General features: G+C 66.5%; 18 protein-coding genes. 4 read left to right on the top strand and 14 right to left on the bottom strand.

Annotated elements, in window-relative coordinates:
- Positions 1-80 precede the first annotated feature (80 nt).
- The 14 genes from ACFTOW_RS09365 to ffh all read right to left on the bottom strand — a co-directional run bounded on the left by ACFTOW_RS09365 (position 81) and on the right by ffh (position 9,455).
- Positions 81-890 (bottom strand): division plane positioning ATPase MipZ, encoded by an 810-nt coding sequence (locus ACFTOW_RS09365; protein ID WP_379914945.1) that lies wholly within the window; start codon positions 888-890, stop codon positions 81-83.
- Between the two features lie 198 nt (positions 891-1,088).
- Positions 1,089-1,310: a 50S ribosomal protein L31 gene (gene rpmE / locus ACFTOW_RS09360; protein ID WP_024810020.1), complete on the bottom strand. Its 222-nt coding sequence runs from the start codon at positions 1,308-1,310 to the stop codon at positions 1,089-1,091.
- 11 nt (positions 1,311-1,321) lie between these two features.
- Complete coding sequence (gene rplS, locus ACFTOW_RS09355; protein WP_379914943.1) at positions 1,322-1,705, bottom strand: 50S ribosomal protein L19; 384 nt, start codon at positions 1,703-1,705, stop codon at positions 1,322-1,324.
- A gap of 442 nt (positions 1,706-2,147) precedes the next feature.
- A complete protein-coding gene (gene trmD / locus ACFTOW_RS09350) occupies positions 2,148-2,945 on the bottom strand; it encodes a tRNA (guanosine(37)-N1)-methyltransferase TrmD (RefSeq protein ID WP_379914941.1) in 798 nt (265 codons plus the stop codon).
- 45 nt (positions 2,946-2,990) lie between these two features.
- Positions 2,991-3,785 carry a hypothetical protein gene (locus tag ACFTOW_RS09345; protein ID WP_379914939.1) on the bottom strand — a complete coding sequence of 265 codons (795 nt, stop codon included), beginning with the start codon at positions 3,783-3,785 and terminating at the stop codon, positions 2,991-2,993.
- A gap of 4 nt (positions 3,786-3,789) precedes the next feature.
- Positions 3,790-4,293: a ribosome maturation factor RimM gene (gene rimM, locus ACFTOW_RS09340; protein WP_379914937.1), complete on the bottom strand. Its 504-nt coding sequence runs from the start codon at positions 4,291-4,293 to the stop codon at positions 3,790-3,792.
- Between the two features lie 119 nt (positions 4,294-4,412).
- Complete coding sequence (gene rpsP / locus ACFTOW_RS09335) at positions 4,413-4,790, bottom strand: 30S ribosomal protein S16 (RefSeq protein ID WP_379914934.1); 378 nt, start codon at positions 4,788-4,790, stop codon at positions 4,413-4,415.
- An 80-nt stretch (positions 4,791-4,870) separates the two neighbouring features.
- On the bottom strand, positions 4,871-5,167 hold the full coding sequence (locus tag ACFTOW_RS09330; protein WP_379914932.1) for a chorismate mutase: 297 nt from the start codon (positions 5,165-5,167) through the stop codon (positions 4,871-4,873).
- A 96-nt stretch (positions 5,168-5,263) separates the two neighbouring features.
- A complete protein-coding gene (locus ACFTOW_RS09325) occupies positions 5,264-5,869 on the bottom strand; it encodes a GNAT family N-acetyltransferase (RefSeq protein WP_379914929.1) in 606 nt (201 codons plus the stop codon).
- A complete protein-coding gene (locus ACFTOW_RS09320) occupies positions 5,866-6,396 on the bottom strand; it encodes a GNAT family N-acetyltransferase (protein WP_379914927.1) in 531 nt (176 codons plus the stop codon). Before ACFTOW_RS09320 ends, ACFTOW_RS09325 begins: the two co-directional genes overlap by 4 nt.
- The gene (locus ACFTOW_RS09315; RefSeq protein WP_379914925.1) at positions 6,393-6,947 is read right to left on the bottom strand and encodes a GNAT family N-acetyltransferase; all 555 of its coding nucleotides are present in this window, start codon (positions 6,945-6,947) and stop codon (positions 6,393-6,395) included. The genes ACFTOW_RS09320 and ACFTOW_RS09315 overlap by 4 nt, the downstream gene beginning before the upstream one ends.
- Complete coding sequence (locus ACFTOW_RS09310; RefSeq protein ID WP_379914923.1) at positions 6,944-7,459, bottom strand: GNAT family N-acetyltransferase; 516 nt, start codon at positions 7,457-7,459, stop codon at positions 6,944-6,946. Before ACFTOW_RS09310 ends, ACFTOW_RS09315 begins: the two co-directional genes overlap by 4 nt.
- Positions 7,456-7,971 (bottom strand): GNAT family N-acetyltransferase, encoded by a 516-nt coding sequence (locus tag ACFTOW_RS09305; protein WP_379914921.1) that lies wholly within the window; start codon positions 7,969-7,971, stop codon positions 7,456-7,458. Before ACFTOW_RS09305 ends, ACFTOW_RS09310 begins: the two co-directional genes overlap by 4 nt.
- Positions 7,968-9,455 (bottom strand): signal recognition particle protein, encoded by a 1,488-nt coding sequence (gene ffh / locus ACFTOW_RS09300; protein WP_379914919.1) that lies wholly within the window; start codon positions 9,453-9,455, stop codon positions 7,968-7,970. The genes ACFTOW_RS09305 and ffh overlap by 4 nt, the downstream gene beginning before the upstream one ends.
- 310 nt (positions 9,456-9,765) lie before the next feature.
- On the opposite strand from ffh, the gene ACFTOW_RS09295 reads away from it, so the two are divergent.
- The 4 genes from ACFTOW_RS09295 to ACFTOW_RS09280 all read left to right on the top strand — a co-directional run.
- Entirely contained in the window at positions 9,766-10,158 is a 393-nt protein-coding gene (locus ACFTOW_RS09295) for a DUF983 domain-containing protein (RefSeq protein ID WP_379914917.1), read from the top strand.
- Between the two features lie 144 nt (positions 10,159-10,302).
- On the top strand, positions 10,303-12,987 hold the full coding sequence (locus ACFTOW_RS09290; protein ID WP_379914915.1) for an ATP-binding protein: 2,685 nt from the start codon (positions 10,303-10,305) through the stop codon (positions 12,985-12,987).
- Positions 12,988-13,019: 32 nt separating this feature from the next.
- A complete protein-coding gene (locus ACFTOW_RS09285; protein ID WP_379914913.1) occupies positions 13,020-13,916 on the top strand; it encodes a LysR family transcriptional regulator in 897 nt (298 codons plus the stop codon).
- Positions 13,889-14,637: DMT family transporter (locus tag ACFTOW_RS09280; RefSeq protein ID WP_379914911.1), on the top strand; the 749-nt coding region annotated here is incomplete at its 3' end. The genes ACFTOW_RS09285 and ACFTOW_RS09280, both read left to right, overlap by 28 nt.

The following is a 14,637-nucleotide window of genomic DNA, read 5'->3' as shown; positions in this document are numbered from 1 at the left end:
CCGCAAGGCCCAAGGGGGGCAGCGCCCCCAAACCCAACTGATAAAGCGTGGCGCAGCCACTCGACCGGATCACGCCAGTTTCAGAATTCGACCGAGACGCCGGGCAGGTTCAGTGCTTTCATCAGGTCGCGCAATTCCTGACGGGCGGCCACGTTCGAGATGTTGAGCTGCTTGACCCCGATATCTCGCAGGTCCAACAGGGTCAGGCCGCGCGGAAACAGCTCGCGAAATATTACCCGCTCGTTGAAACCCGGGGCCACGCGAAACCCGATGCGGCGGGCCAGATTGTCCAGCGCGCGGCCCATCTTTTCCTTGTTGACCATCTGCTGCGCGCCCACGCGGTTGCGCAGCACGACCCAGTCGATCGGTTTCAGACCCGCCTGCGCGCGCAATTGCCGGGCCGACCAGACCATTTCGGAATAGACCGAAGGGCCGAGGATCTTCATCCCGTCGTCGTCGACATGGGCCAGCAGATCGAAATCGATGAAGCTGTCGTTGAGCGGTGTGATCAGAGTGTCGGCCAGCGAGTGCGCGACCTGGCTCAGCCGGGTGTGCGAGCCGGGGCAGTCGATCAGGATGAAATCGCTGTCACGCTCCAGCCGGGCCACCGCCGCCGACAGGCGTTGATCGAACGGGTTCTCGCCGGGTTTCAGTGCGTCCTGATCCACCTCCGGCAGGTCGTGATAGGTGGCCGAGGGCAGGGCCAACCCCTGCTTGGCGCAGAATGTCGCGCGGTTCTGGGCATAGCGGGCAAAGCTTTTCTGGCGCAGGTCCAAATCCAGCGCGCCGACCTTGTGGCCCATCCGCGCAAGGGCCGTGGCCACATGCATCGACACGGTGGATTTGCCCGCCCCGCCCTTTTCGTTGCCCACCACGATGATATGCGCCATGCCTGCCCTTGCCCCTTGATCTTGCCGCGCGCAGCAATTGGCCCACAGGATATGGGGTGTGGACCAATTTGCAAAGCACGGATCACTCTGTGTGGGCGATGCTTTCGCATCTGTTGCAGAAATATGGAAGAGGCGGCGACAACGAAAAACGCCGCCCCCATGGGGACGGCGTTTGCGAACACGCGAAGCGGTGCGGGATCAGAAGCCCAGACCGGCGTACTTGTTCTTGAACTTCGAGACGCGGCCGCCGGCATCCATCAGGCGCGACGAGCCACCGGTCCAGGCCGGGTGCACGGTGGGGTCGATATCCAGCGACAGCGTGTCGCCTTCCTTGCCCCAGGTCGAGCGCATCTTGAGGATGGTGCCATCGGTCATTTTGACGTCGATGAAGTGGTACTCGGGATGTGTATCTTTTTTCATCTCGTCCGTCCTTATGCTGATGCGCCGGATTTCGGCTTGTAGTTGGACACTTCCGCGATCCGGGCCGATTTGCCGCGACGCGCGCGCAGGTAATACAGCTTGGCGCGACGGACACGGCCACGGCGGACCACTTCGATATGGTCGATGTTGGTCGAATAGAGCGGGAACACGCGTTCCACGCCTTCGCCAAAGGAGATCTTGCGCACGGTGAACGAGGCGTCGATGCCCTTGCCGTGCTTGCGGCTGATGCAGACGCCTTCGTAGTTCTGAACGCGGGTGCGGGTGCCCTCGGTCACCTTGTAGCCGACGCGAATGGTGTCGCCGGCCTTGAAATCGGGGATGGTTTTCCCCAGCGAGGCAATCTGTTCGGCCTCGAGTTGCTTGATCAGATCCATCTGACCGTACTCCTGATTTGCTTGCGGTTTTGTCCGCAAAGGTGTGTTGCGCCTCAGAGCTCTTGGTCTTCTTCCGGGTCCGGCCCTTGCCGCCCGCCAGAGGTCAGGTCGTCATTGCTTTGTGTCGTCGTCTGTCTGTCATCTGCCTGCGCGCCGACCCGGTGCCGAAGAAGGCGGGGTGCCATACGCAAACAGGCCCGGCGACTCGGGTGTTCGGGTCGCGGACGGGCGAGGTATAGGGCGGATGGCCCTGTCTGGCAAGGGGAAATGGCGTGATCGCAAGGAGCGCGCGGGCGCGCGCGCAGGGTATCTCGCCTGCGCCCTTCGGGCTTCGGCTCGGGCGGGTGGCTGTTGCGCGGGCGGTGTGGGCCTTGGCCGCAGTGCCTGTTGCGCGGACGGGAGCCTCTGGCGGGAGTTTATCCTGCAAGATGAAGCGGGACGGTCAGTCCTTGGTCCGGCGCGCGGTCCAGAGGTCGGGGCGGCGCGTGCGGGTCAGTTCCTGCGCCTGGGCCTGCCGCCATTTCGCGATCTCGCCATGATGACCGGACATCAGGACTTCGGGGATGGTCAGGCCCTGCCATTCGGCGGGCCGGGTGTACTGCGGGTGTTCCAGCAGGCCATCCGAGTGGCTTTCATCCGTCGTGCTGTCGGCATTGCCCAGCACGCCCGGCAGCAAGCGCACGGTGGCGTCCAGCATGGCCTGCGCCGCGATCTCGCCGCCGGTCATCACGAAATCGCCCAGGCTGACCTCGGCGATGCGGTAGTGGTCGAGCACGCGCTGATCCAGCCCTTCGAAGCGGCCGCAGATCATCTTGATGCCCGGAAGGCTGGCCCAGTCGCGCGCCATCTGCTGATCGAAGCGCCGACCCCGCGGAGAGAGATAGACCAGTGGGCCGGGGGACCGACCCAGCGCGTGGTCGATGGCGCGGCCCATCACGTCGGCGCGCAGCACCATGCCCGCGCCGCCGCCTGCGGGCGTGTCATCGACATTGCGATGGCGACCCTCGCCGAATTGGCGCAGATCGACGGTATCAAGCTGCCAGAGGCCGTCGCGCAGGGCCTTGCCGGTCAGGCTTTCGGCCAGAACGCCGGGAAAGGCCTGTGGCAGCAAGGTGATGATCTGCGCTGTCCACGCGCGGGCCAGCCGGGTGTCCTCGGTCAGGCTGCGCGGGGTCGCCGAGGCGCTGATCGATTTGCGGCCATGGCTTTTTGACGGCGGGGGGCTGGGTGTCTGGGTCATGGGTGCGGCTATACGACGGCGGCGGGGCCGGGCCAAGGGGCTGTGTCAGCCAAGGCGGGCGGTGCTGCGCCAATCCTCCATCAGGGTTTTCTTGGCCTCGGCCAGCGCGGCGCGCGTCAGGTTTGATTGATTGAGGGCAAGGAATTGCGCCAGCACCGGATTGGGAAAGGACGGGTTCGAGGGCGGCAGCGCAGTCAGCTTGGCGCGCAGTTTCTGCGGGGGCTGCATCAGGTCCAGAAGCGGGGTGAAGGGGCCGAAGGGGGCATCCGCGCACGCCTCGAGCGCGGTGGCATGGACCGGCGCGGTGACGGCGGCGGCGATGCGCGCCACGGTGGCTGTCAGATCGGCATGGGGGGCCATGCGCGCGAGGTAGGCGTCACGCGGTTCGGTGAAGCGGATGGCGCGGACGTGCTGCGCCCAGGTGCTGCGCAGCCAGGGCGCGGTGGCGCGGATGGTGAAGAAGAAGGCCAGATCGGCACCCGGCAGGCAGGTCTGTGTGGTCTGTTCGATCGTGGCCATTAGCCGTGGCGCGGCGTCATATCCGGTCAGGTCGAAGCGCCCCGGCATGTGGCCAGACAGATCCTCGGAGGACAGGACCAGCGGGCGCGTGTCGACGGGGTCGAGCGGTTCGAGGATTTGCGCCAGTTCGAAGGTCACGAGCCCCAGATCGGCGGCATCGTGTGACAGCGACCAGGCGCGGGCGGCCTCGCACAGGGCGGGCATCTGGCGGCGGGTGAGGATGCGGAAATGGCGGGCCAGTTTGCGCGCGTTGCGCTGCATCATGTGCTGGATGCTGGTGGTTCCGGTCCTGTGGAACCCGGCATGCACGATCACGCGCACGGGATCAGAACAGCCCCTCGGGCGGATCGGCGATGATGCGGCCCGCGACCAGATCGACGGTGGGCACAGCCTCGCGGGTGAAGGGCAGCAGGACGGTGGATTTCAGCCCCGGGCCGTGGATTTCCAGTAGGTCGCCGGCGCCATGGTCATGCACCGCCTTGACGTGACCAATCTGCGTGCCACCGGTGTCGAACACGGGCAGGCCCAGCAGGTCGGCGTGGTAGAACTCGTCATCCGGCAAGGCAGGCAGGCGGTCGCGCGGGACGAACAGGCGCACGCCTTTCAGGGCATCGGCCTGTTCCTTGGTCTTGATCCCCGTCAGGCGGGCGGCAAGCCCGTTGTTGATCACGCGTTCGACGGTGACGTCGAATTCCATAGCGCCATCCTCGGTTTCGAGGGGGGCGTAATCGGCAATATCCTCGGGGGTCGAGGTGAAACTTTTCAGCCGCACCTCGCCCTTGACGCCGAAGGCGCCCGCGATGGCACCGACGCAGATCCGCTCTGACATGCTGGCTGCACCTTTCACAGGGTTGCGCTGCGCAATAGAAAACACCGGTTTGCCAAGGATTTGCAAGCCTGTCCGGCAGGTGGCGGCCCTTGGCAAGGGCCGCCACGGGGCAGCGCCGATTACTCGGCTGCGGCTTCTTCTGCTGGGGCCTCGGCTGCGGCGGCTGCCTTGGCGGCCTTTTCCTCGGCCCGTTCGGTGGCTTTCTTGCCGGGAACGGCCTTCTTGGGGTTGTTGCGCTCTTTCTTGGCGATGACGCCTGCGGCTTCGAGCATGCGCGACACGCGATCCGTGGGCGCGGCACCCTGATCCAGCCAGTGCTGGATACGCTCGACGTCCATCTTCACGCGCTCTTCGCTGTCCTTGGGCAGCAGCGGGTTGTAGGTGCCCAGCTTCTCGATGAAGCGGCCATCGCGCGGCATGCGGCTGTCAGCGGCCACGATGCGGTAGAAGGGGCGTTTCTTGGAGCCACCACGAGCGAGGCGGATTTTCATGGCCATTTTGATTTCTCCTTTAATGGCGGGGGTTTGGTGGGGGTGTCCCACCTTGCGAGTTGGCGAATGGTGGGTTTGCACCCACCCTACGTCTGGTGTTTTCGATGGTGCTGAATGACTTCAGCGATGATGAAGTTGAGGAACTTCTTGGCGAATTCCGGGTCCAGATCGGCCCGGCGCGCCAGGTCTTCTAGCCGCTCGATCTGCTGCGCTTCGCGCGTGGGATCGGACGGGGGAAGGTCGTGTTCGGCCTTGAGCTTGCCCACGGCCTGGGTGTGCTTGAACCGCTCGCCCAAGGTGTAGACAAGGATCGCGTCCAGCCGGTCGATGCTGGCGCGGTGCTCTTTGAGAAGCGCGGCGGCGCGGGTGGCGTCGTTGCTCATCAGGTGCTCCTTTGGGCGAAAAACGGCTGTGCACCGGGCATGCACAAACCATGCACATGCCATGCAGTCGCGGGGGCACAGGTGTGGCGGGCGAGATCAGTCAAGCGCGAACCCTTTCGGTTTGAACAGCGGGTCGGCGTAGTTGGCGATCTCCATCCCGATGCCATGCTCGATCTGGCTGCCGCGCAGCGCGTCGGGGGCGGGGTGGCGGTAGACCACGTCATGCCCGTCGATCGACGGTGCGGCAGGATCGCGCGTGGCCCCCAGCCGTTCGGCCAGCCGGATCGAATCGAGGTTCTTTGGGTCGATGTAGCTGACCGCCGTCTGCCATCCCATGTCGTCGTAGAAATAGCGGCGCACGCGGTGGGTGGCTTCCAGCGCATAGCCCTTGCCCGCCACATCCGGCCAGATGATCCAGGCGATTTCGGGCTCGGGCCATTTGGCCGGAAACCAGCCGCCGGCCATGCCCAGCGTGCGGTCGGTGTCGCGCGCGTGGATCATCCACATGCCATAGCCGCGAATCTGCCAATGGCCGATCTCGGCGGCATAGAGCATCCACGCCTCGTAGCCGTTCAGCGGCCCGCCCATGAAGCGCGAGCGGTAGCTGGAGAACGTCGCCTTGAAGTCGGGGTAATCCTGCGGTTCCGGCCCGCGCAGCACAAGGCGCTGGGTGGTCAGTTCGGGGATGGTGTGGCTGGTCATGCGTCGCGCCCCCCGACCTTGGGGTGGCGGTAGATATTGACATCATGGCCCAGCAGCATGCCCTGCCGTTCGACCGTCGCCCCCAGCCGTTCGGCCAGCGCGGCCGAGCGGGTGTTGCCCGGCGCGATGTAGCTGATCACGCCGTCCAGCCCGAAATGCGCGGCGCCATAGGCGCGCGCGGCGGTTGCGGCCTCGAAAGCATAGCCCTTGCCTTCGTGGCCGTTGTACAGGTGCCAGCCCAGTTCGGGTTCATCCCAGCCTTCGGGGCTCAGGAAACCGACGCCGCCGATGGGCTGATCGGTGGTCCGGTCGGCCACCAGCCACATGCCATGGCCGCGCAGCAGCCAGTGACCCAGAGCCCCCGCGATCACCCGCCAGCTGTCGGCGCGCGATTTCGTCCCGCCGACAAAGGCGCTGCGGTCATCGGCAAAGAAATCGGCGATCACGTCCAGATCGGCGTCGCGCATCTCGCGCAGGATCAGGCGGTCGGTCTCGATCACCGGGATATCGACGCAAAGCCGGGTCATGCGTAGGCCTCGACATTGCCGTCGCTGTCCAGCGCGCCGGGGCCGGGGTGGCGATAGAGCAGATCCTTGCCCATGTGCACGTTCTGGTATTCGCGTTCGAACCGCGCGCCCAGCCGTTCGGCCAGCGCGATCGAGCGGGTGTTGCCCGGCACGATGTTCGAGGTCATCGTGGTGAAGCCCAGATCGTCATAGGCCCATTCGCGGGCGCGGGCGGCGGCCTGATACGCCACACCGCGGCCCTCGAAGCCATCGAACACGACCCAGCCCAGTTCGGGTTCGGGCCAGCCATCGGGGTTCCAGATGCCGGTGATTCCGGCGGGCTGGCCCGATGCCTTGTCCTCGATCGTGAAATAGCCGTAGCCGTGGATGTGCCAGTGGCCCACCGACAGGGCGACCCAGCGCCAGGCCTCGTGCCGGTCGGGATGCGCGCCAAAGCCCGCCGCGCGCACCGGATCGGTCAAAAAGGCGATCAGCGGTTCGATATCCTCGGGGCGGTGGCTGCGCAGGATCAGGTCTGCGGTTTCCAGCGTGGGGGCGTTGGTCAGGTTCATGTCTGCGCCCCTTTCAGGTCGTGGCGGATCACCACATCCCCTTGGTCGATGCCGGGCAACGACGGGTCGATTACCCCGCCCAGCCGCAGACCCAGCGCGATGGAGCGGTCGTTGTCGGGATGGATGATGTTGGTCACATGGGGCCAGTCGGTGGTGTCGCGCAGCCAGTCCAGCACGCGTTGTGCAGCCTCGAACGCGATGCCCTTGCCCTCGGCCTGAGGCACGGTGAACCAGCCCAGCTCGGCGGCGGGGTAGCCTGCGGACTGGTAGAGGCCCACGTCGCCCAGATGCGCGCCCGTGTCGCGGTCTTCGACGGCAAAGGGGCCATAGCCGCGCAGCTGCCACAGCGCCACGTCCGATGCCCAGATGCGATAGGCCTGCACGCGGTCGAACGGTCCGCCTTCGAATACCGAGCGGGGGCTGGTGAAATAGTCCGCCCAGGCGTCGAAATCGGCCAGCCGAGGCGCGCGCAGGATCAGGCGGTCGGTGGTGAGCGTGGGAATCGTGGTCATGCGCGCACCTGTGCGCGCAGATCATAGGTCAGCACATCTGCCGACCATCCGGGGATCGGATCGTCCGACAGGGTGGCGCCCAGCTTTTCGGCCAGGCGGAGCGAGGCTGTGTTGCCGGACTCGATCCGCAGGATCATCGCGGGCCAGCGCAGATCGTCGAAGACGTGGCGGGTGACGGCCTGTGCCGCCTCGGTCGCGAGACCCTGTCCCTCGGCCGCGCCGTCCCACAGGGTCCATGTCATTTCGGGGGGATGGTCATCGTCGCGGGCCAGCGGGCCGACATGGCCGATGGCGCGCTCGCCCTGCATCATGACATAGCGGCCGTAGCCGTGCAGCGGCCAGTGCGCGATCATCGCGCCCAGCCTTGCAACGGCCTGTGCCTCGTCGAACGGCCCACCCACAAAGCGCGCACGATCCGACATCGCATAGGCGACATAGGCATCCATATCGCCCGGCACCGGCTGGCGCAGGATCAGTCGCGCCGTGGTCAATGTGGGGGCCGCGGTGATCATTTCTTCTTGCCGAAACCGGACAGGCCGCCGGGCAGGCCCATGCCGCCACCCATGCCGCCGGGCAGCCGGGTGCCCATGGCCTTGGCCGCGGCCTCCATCGCCTTGGGGTCGTTCATGTCGGGCATGCCGCCGCCTTTGCCCATCATGCCCTTCATGGCCTGCTTGAACATGCCGCCCTTGCCCATCTTGCCCATCTTTTTCATCACGTCCGCCATCTGGCGGTGCATCTTGAGCAGCTTGTTGAGGTCGGAGACTTCCAGCCCCGCGCCCCTGGCGATCCGCTTCTTGCGGCTGGCCTGAAGGATCTGGGGGTTGGCGCGTTCCTTCTTGGTCATCGACTGGATCAGCGCGACCTGCTGGCGGATGATCTTGTCGTCAAAGCCCGCGTCCTGCACCTGCTTGGCCATCTTGCCCATGCCGGGCATCATGCCCATGATGGATTCCATGCCGCCCATCTTGGTCATCTGTTCAAGCTGCATTTTCAGGTCGTTCATGTTGAACTGACCCTTCTGGAAGCGCTTCATCATGCGCTCGGCCTGTTCGGCCTCGATGGTGTCCTGCGCCTTTTCGACCAGCGCCACGATGTCGCCCATGCCAAGGATGCGGCCGGCGATGCGCTCGGGCTCGAAGGTTTCCAGCGCGTCCATCTTTTCGCCCAGACCGACAAAGCGGATCGGCTTGCCGGTGACCGCGCGCATCGACAGGGCGGCGCCGCCGCGCCCGTCGCTGTCCATCCGGGTCAGGACCACGCCGGAGATGCCGATCTTGGCGTCGAATTCCTGTGCCACCTCGACGGCGACCTGACCGGTCAGACCATCGACCACCAGCAGGGTTTCGCGCGGGCTGGTGACGGCGGCCACATCGGCCACCTCCTGCATCAGCACCTCGTCGATCTGGAGCCGCCCGGCGGTGTCGAGCATGTAGACATCATAGCCGCCCATGGTCGCCTGCTGCTTGGCGCGGCGGGCGATGTCGACGGGTTTCTGCCCGGCCACGATGGGCAGGGTGTCGACGCCGATCTGCGCGCCCAGCACGGCCAGCTGTTCCATCGCGGCGGGGCGATAGATGTCGAGCGAGGCCATCAGCACGCGCTTGCCATCGCGTTCCTTGAGCCGCTTGGCCAGCTTGGCGGTGGTGGTGGTCTTGCCGCCGCCCTGCAGGCCGACCATCAGCATCGGGGCGGGCGGGTTGTCGATCTTGAGCTTGCCGGGGTCTTCGTCGCCGGTCAGCGTGGCCACCAGCGCGTCATGCACGATCTTGACGACCTGCTGACCGGGGGTGACGGATTTGGTGACGGCCTGTCCGGTGGCCTTTTCCTGCACGCGGGCGATGAAGTCGCGGGCGACGGGCAGGGAGACATCCGCCTCGAGCAGGGCCACGCGCACCTCGCGCAGGGCGGTCTTGACGTCATCCTCGGACAGCGCGCCCTGCTTGGTCAGGCGGTCGAAGACACCGGACAGGCGTTCGGACAGATTTTCAAACATGCCGTCGGCTCCTTGTTGCGGCCTCGATCTGCCTGCCCAGATGGGGGCGCGGCGGGTGGTGTGAAACCCCGAGCCGCCAAACAGGTGTGGCCCCCGTGGGCGCACCGCGCTGACGGGGGGCGATCCTGACCTGCGGTCGAGGACCGGAAGAGCGGGGTCTTCCGGGTGTTGGATGGGGCAATAGGGCCAGCGCGCGCCCGAGTCAAGAGAGTGGGCAAGGCGGGCTGCGACTTGGCCCCGAACCCGGCCGGGCACGAGGGCATGCCTGCGCGCCTTTGCAGTCGGGCCCCTGCGGACCTATGTAGGGGGCATGGCCGATGACCCCGAAACACGCCCCGCTCTGCCCGCGCGATCCAACGCCGAAGCCATGCGTCGGGGGCTGTTGTGCCGCTGTCCGAACTGCGGCGAAGGCAGGTTGTTCGACGGCTACCTGACCGTCGTTCAGAAATGTTCGGCCTGCGGTGAGCCCATGGGGCTGTACCGTGCTGCGGACGGGCCGGCCTTTATCACCATGACGATCGTCGGGCTATTGCTGATCCCTGTTCTGGGATTGGGGTTTGTCGCGTTCCGGTCCGACCCCTTGATGCTTGCCCTTGTGGTCACGGCCGTGATCGGGGGTCTGACGCTGGGTCTGCTGCGGCTGGTCAAGGGCGCCTTTGTCGGCCATCTGTGGGCCCAGCACGAGATCGACCGTGGCGCATGAGCCAGGTGCGGTAACCGGTGCAGTCCGACCTGCCGTCCGCCAGCCCGGGCGCAGGGCGTGTCGCGGGCATTTTAGATTGCGACAATGGGCTGTGAATGTCAGGGTGCAGGCCGCGCATACCGGCAATATGGCAGGGAGAGCAGAGTGAAAGGCAGCGATTGTCTGGTACTCGACACGGGCACTGCGCCCGAGGGAATGCGCTTTGCCCGCGACACCCTGGCGGGGCATGTGGTGCCGGCCGATGTGTCCCTGTCCGATCTGCAGGGATGCAACACCCAGCCGGGGGCCGAAATGGGCGTGCTGATCGTGCCGTTCGGCCAAGGCTGCAATCTGGACCCGGTCGCCCGCGCGGTGGCGCGGTGCCGCGCACAGGGCGTGCATATCGCCGTGCTGGGGCTGGCGGCAGACAATGCGCAGGCCGCGCAGGTGCCGCTGGGCGATCTGTTCGACATGCTGGTCAGCATGGACTGGGCCGCGGCCTCCGAGATCATCCGCCGCTTTGTCGATAATCGCCGGACCGATTTGCAGAACCGCGCGCTCAAGACCTTTCTGGAAGAGTCGGTTGACGGCTACTGGATGTGGCATGTCGAAAGCGATGTGGTCGAATGGTCGCGCCGCACCAGCGACATGGTCGGGCTGCCGCATGAAAAGGCCCCCACCAAACGGGACGAACTGGCCGCGCTGGTCCACCCGAGTGATCACGACCGGGTCAAGCAGGCGATCAACAACCATCTGGAGCTTGGCACGCCGTACAAGAATATCGAGTTGCGGTTTCATCTGGGCGACAATCGCTACGGGCATTTCCTGGCCAACGGGCAGGCCCTGCGCGATGACGAGGGCAAGCCGATCATCATCGTGGGCAGCCTGACCGACCGGACCCTGATGCAGCAGGTCGAACGCCAGCTTGAAGACACCCAACGGCGGTTCACCGTGCTGTTTCACCACATGAACGATGCCGCGATCCTGGCCGATGCGGTCACCGGCACGATCCTCGAGGCGAACCAGCCCGCCGAGAGGCTGTGGGGCAAACCCATCGCCGAACTGGTCGGCATGCATCAATCCGAGCTGCATCCGCCACGTGTCAGCGACCAGGTGCGCCAGGGGTTTGCCGACCATGTCGCGGCGCTGATGCGCAACAAGCGCGACACGACCCATGCCCCGATCCTGTGTGCCGACGGCACCGAACTGCTGGCCGAGATCAGCGGGTCGCTGATCGAGATTGACGGGCAGACGGCCATCCTGGGGGTGTTCCGCGATATCTCGGACCGGGTGCGGATCGAGCACGAGGCGCGCGCGCGCGACGCGCAGATCCAGCTGTCGTCGCATATGGCGACCATGGGCACGATGGCCGCCGGTGTGGCGCACGAGATCAACAATCCGCTGACCTATGTTCTGGGCAATCTGGAGCGGATCGAGGATCTGCTGCGCCGGGATGGCACCGCAACGCCCGAAATCGCCGAGGCGCTGGAAGGCGCGGCCACCGGCGGGCGCTATGTGCGCGAGATCGTCGCCGATCTGAAAGCGATCAGCCGGGTCGACGGGTCGGAGAACGCCTGTGATCCTGCCGAGGTGATCCGCATCGCGTCTCGCATGGCGATGTCGGACCTGCGCCACCGGGCGCAACTGGACATGGCGCTGGGGCAGGTGCCGCATGTGCCCATCGCACCGGGGCGGTTGAGCCAGGTGATGTTGAACCTTTTGAGCAACGCCGCGCATGCGTTCCAGTCCGAGGATCGCGGGCAGAACGGGATCGGCATCGATGTCTCCGCGGCGGGCGACCGGGTGCGGATCGTGGTCGAGGACAACGGCGTGGGCATTCCGCCCGACGACCTGGCGCGGCTGTTCGAGCCGTTTTTTACAAGGCGTGGCGAAAGCGGGGGCACCGGGCTGGGCCTGCCGATCTGCCGCAGGATTCTGGCCGAGGCGGATGGCACGCTCGAGATCACCTCGACCCCCGGGCAGGGCACGCGGGTGGAGATCACGCTGCCGGCGCTGGCCGACAGGGGAGAGGCCGGCACGGTGGCGCAGGCGGCGGCGCGGCGGGCGGCCGGGGCGGCGCGGCCACGGGTGATGGTGGTGGATGACGATGTGCTGGTCACCACGCTGGTGGCGCGGATGCTGGAGGATGCCTTTGACATCACCGTGTTCAACGACGCGCGCCGCGCGCTGGAGGCGCTGCGGGCCGGTCAGGGCTGCGACATCATCCTGTGTGACATCATGATGCCCGACATGGACGGGCCTGCCTTTTGCACGGCGGTCGGCCCGGATGGCCCGCCGTTTCTGTTTCTGACCGGCGGGGCGGTCACCGCCCACAGCATCGCATTCGAACGGCGCATGGCCAGCGAGGGGCGGTTGATGCACAAGCCGTTCGACACGTCCGACCTGCGGCGCAAGCTGCAACATATGGTGCGCGGCGGGGCGGGGGCATCCGGGCCGCGCGCGAGCGGGCCGACCGCCGGTCTTGACGCTGCGGGCCGTCCCGAGCCGGACATCCTGTCCGAACTGGAAGCTCTGCTGGGCCGCGCGGGCGTGTGCCGCCAAATGGAAACGCTGGCGGCGCAGGTCCAGGGGCTGGCCGATGGCATCCCCGGTCTGTCGCCCGAGGCGCTGGCCGCCGAGGCGCATCGCGTGGCCGGGGCGGCGGATGTGATGGGCCTGCGCGTGATCGGCGGGCAGTTGCGCGGCTGCCAGCAGGCCGCGGCGCGCGGCGATCTGGCCTGCGCCCGCGAGGCCATGGAGGCGGTGCGCCCGATGCTGCGGGCGTTCAAGCGCTTTGTTTCGGGCTATTGTCCCGGCGGCTCTGGCCATTTGGCCGGGCCGCGCGCATAGTCACCTCCGGTTGCGGGCAGCAAGAGGCAGGCATGGACAACTGGGATGAGATTCGCACCGCGTTTCAGGTGGCGCGGCTGCGCACGGTCAGCGGCGCGGCCGAGGTTCTGGGCGTGCACCACGCCACCGTGATCCGCCATATCGACGCGCTGGAAGGACGGCTGGGCGTCAAGCTGTTCCAGCGGCACGCACGCGGCTACACCCCGACCGAAGCAGGCGCCGACCTGCTGCGTGTCGCGCAGGCCACGGACGAGCAGTTTCACCAACTGGCCGGGCGTCTGAAGGGCGGCACCAACGACATGACGGGCGAGTTGGTGATCACCTCGCTGTCGGGGCTGGCGCCGCTGCTGTCGCCCGCGCTGAAGATGTTTCAGGACACGCACACCGATATCGTCCTGCGCTATCTGACCGGCGAACGGCTGTTCCGGCTGGAATACGGCGAGGCGCATGTGGCGATCCGCGCGGGCGAAACAGCCCCGGATGAACCCGACAACGTGGTGCAGCCGTTCTTTCGCCAGGGGTATGGCCTGTATGCCGCGCGTGACTATGCCGACCGGCACGGGCTGCCCGATGGCCCCGAGGATTTCGGCAATCACGTGTTCGTTGCGCATGATGATCCGGGCATGCGCGCGCCGTTCAACAAGTGGCTGCGCCGCAATGTGGACGATGCCGCGATCCGGTTTCGCAGCACCGAGACGCGGGCGCTGGAACTGGCAGTCGTCGACGGGGGCGGGATCGGGTTCCTGCCGCTGTGGGAGGCCGTGCATCATCCCGACCTGCTGGAAGTGATGCCGCCCCTGCGCGAGTGGGAGGTGCCGATGTGGCTGGTCACCCATGTCGATCTGCACCGCACGGTCAAGGTCCAGACCCTGCTGACATTTCTGAAGGAACGCGCGCAGGCATGGGGCGTGCCGGACCCGCGCCCGTGACCGAGGCCGCAAGGGGCCATCTGGCCATGCTGCTGTTCTCGGCGCTGGTGGCGGGGTCATTCTCGTTGGGTGTGATGGTGGCCAATGACATCGCCCCGTCGGCGCTGAACGCGCTGCGGTTCGCGCTGGCGGCGGTGATCGTGGGGTCTGTGGCGATCGCCACCCGCGGCATCAAGCGCGAGGCATTGCGCGCGCCGTGGCGGTATCTGCTGCTGGGTGGCATATTCGGCGTCTATTTCGTGCTGATGTTCGAAGGTCTGAAAACCGCGCCTGCGGTGTCGGCCTCGGCGGTGTTCACGCTGACGCCGATCATCTCGGCCATCGCGGGCTGGTTCCTGCTGCGCCAGATCACCACCCCGCGCATGGCGGGCGCGCTGGCGATCGGGGCCACCGGGGCGCTGTGGGTGATCTTTCGCGCCGATCTGGACCTGCTGTCGCAGTTTCAGGTGGGGCGCGGCGAGGCGGTGTATTTCATCGGCTGCGTGGCGCATGCGGTCTATACCCCGCTGGTGCGCAAGCTGAACCGGGGCGAGCCGGCGGTGGTGTTCACCTTCGGCATGCTGGTGGCCGGTGCGGTGCTGGTGGGGGCCTGGGGCTGGCGCGACATCGTGGCGACCGACTGGTTGGCGCTGCCGCTGCTGGTCTGGGTGGCGCTGGGTGTCAATCTGCATTCAAAACTGACCCATCGTGATCATTTAAAAATGACCCACCCGGGGGGTAG

This window comes from Lacimonas salitolerans (assembly GCF_042677865.1).
Classification (GTDB): domain Bacteria; phylum Pseudomonadota; class Alphaproteobacteria; order Rhodobacterales; family Rhodobacteraceae; genus Lutimaribacter; species Lutimaribacter salitolerans.
The sequence above is the reverse complement of the archived record's forward strand: the minus strand, read 5'-3'. Positions and strand labels throughout refer to the sequence as shown.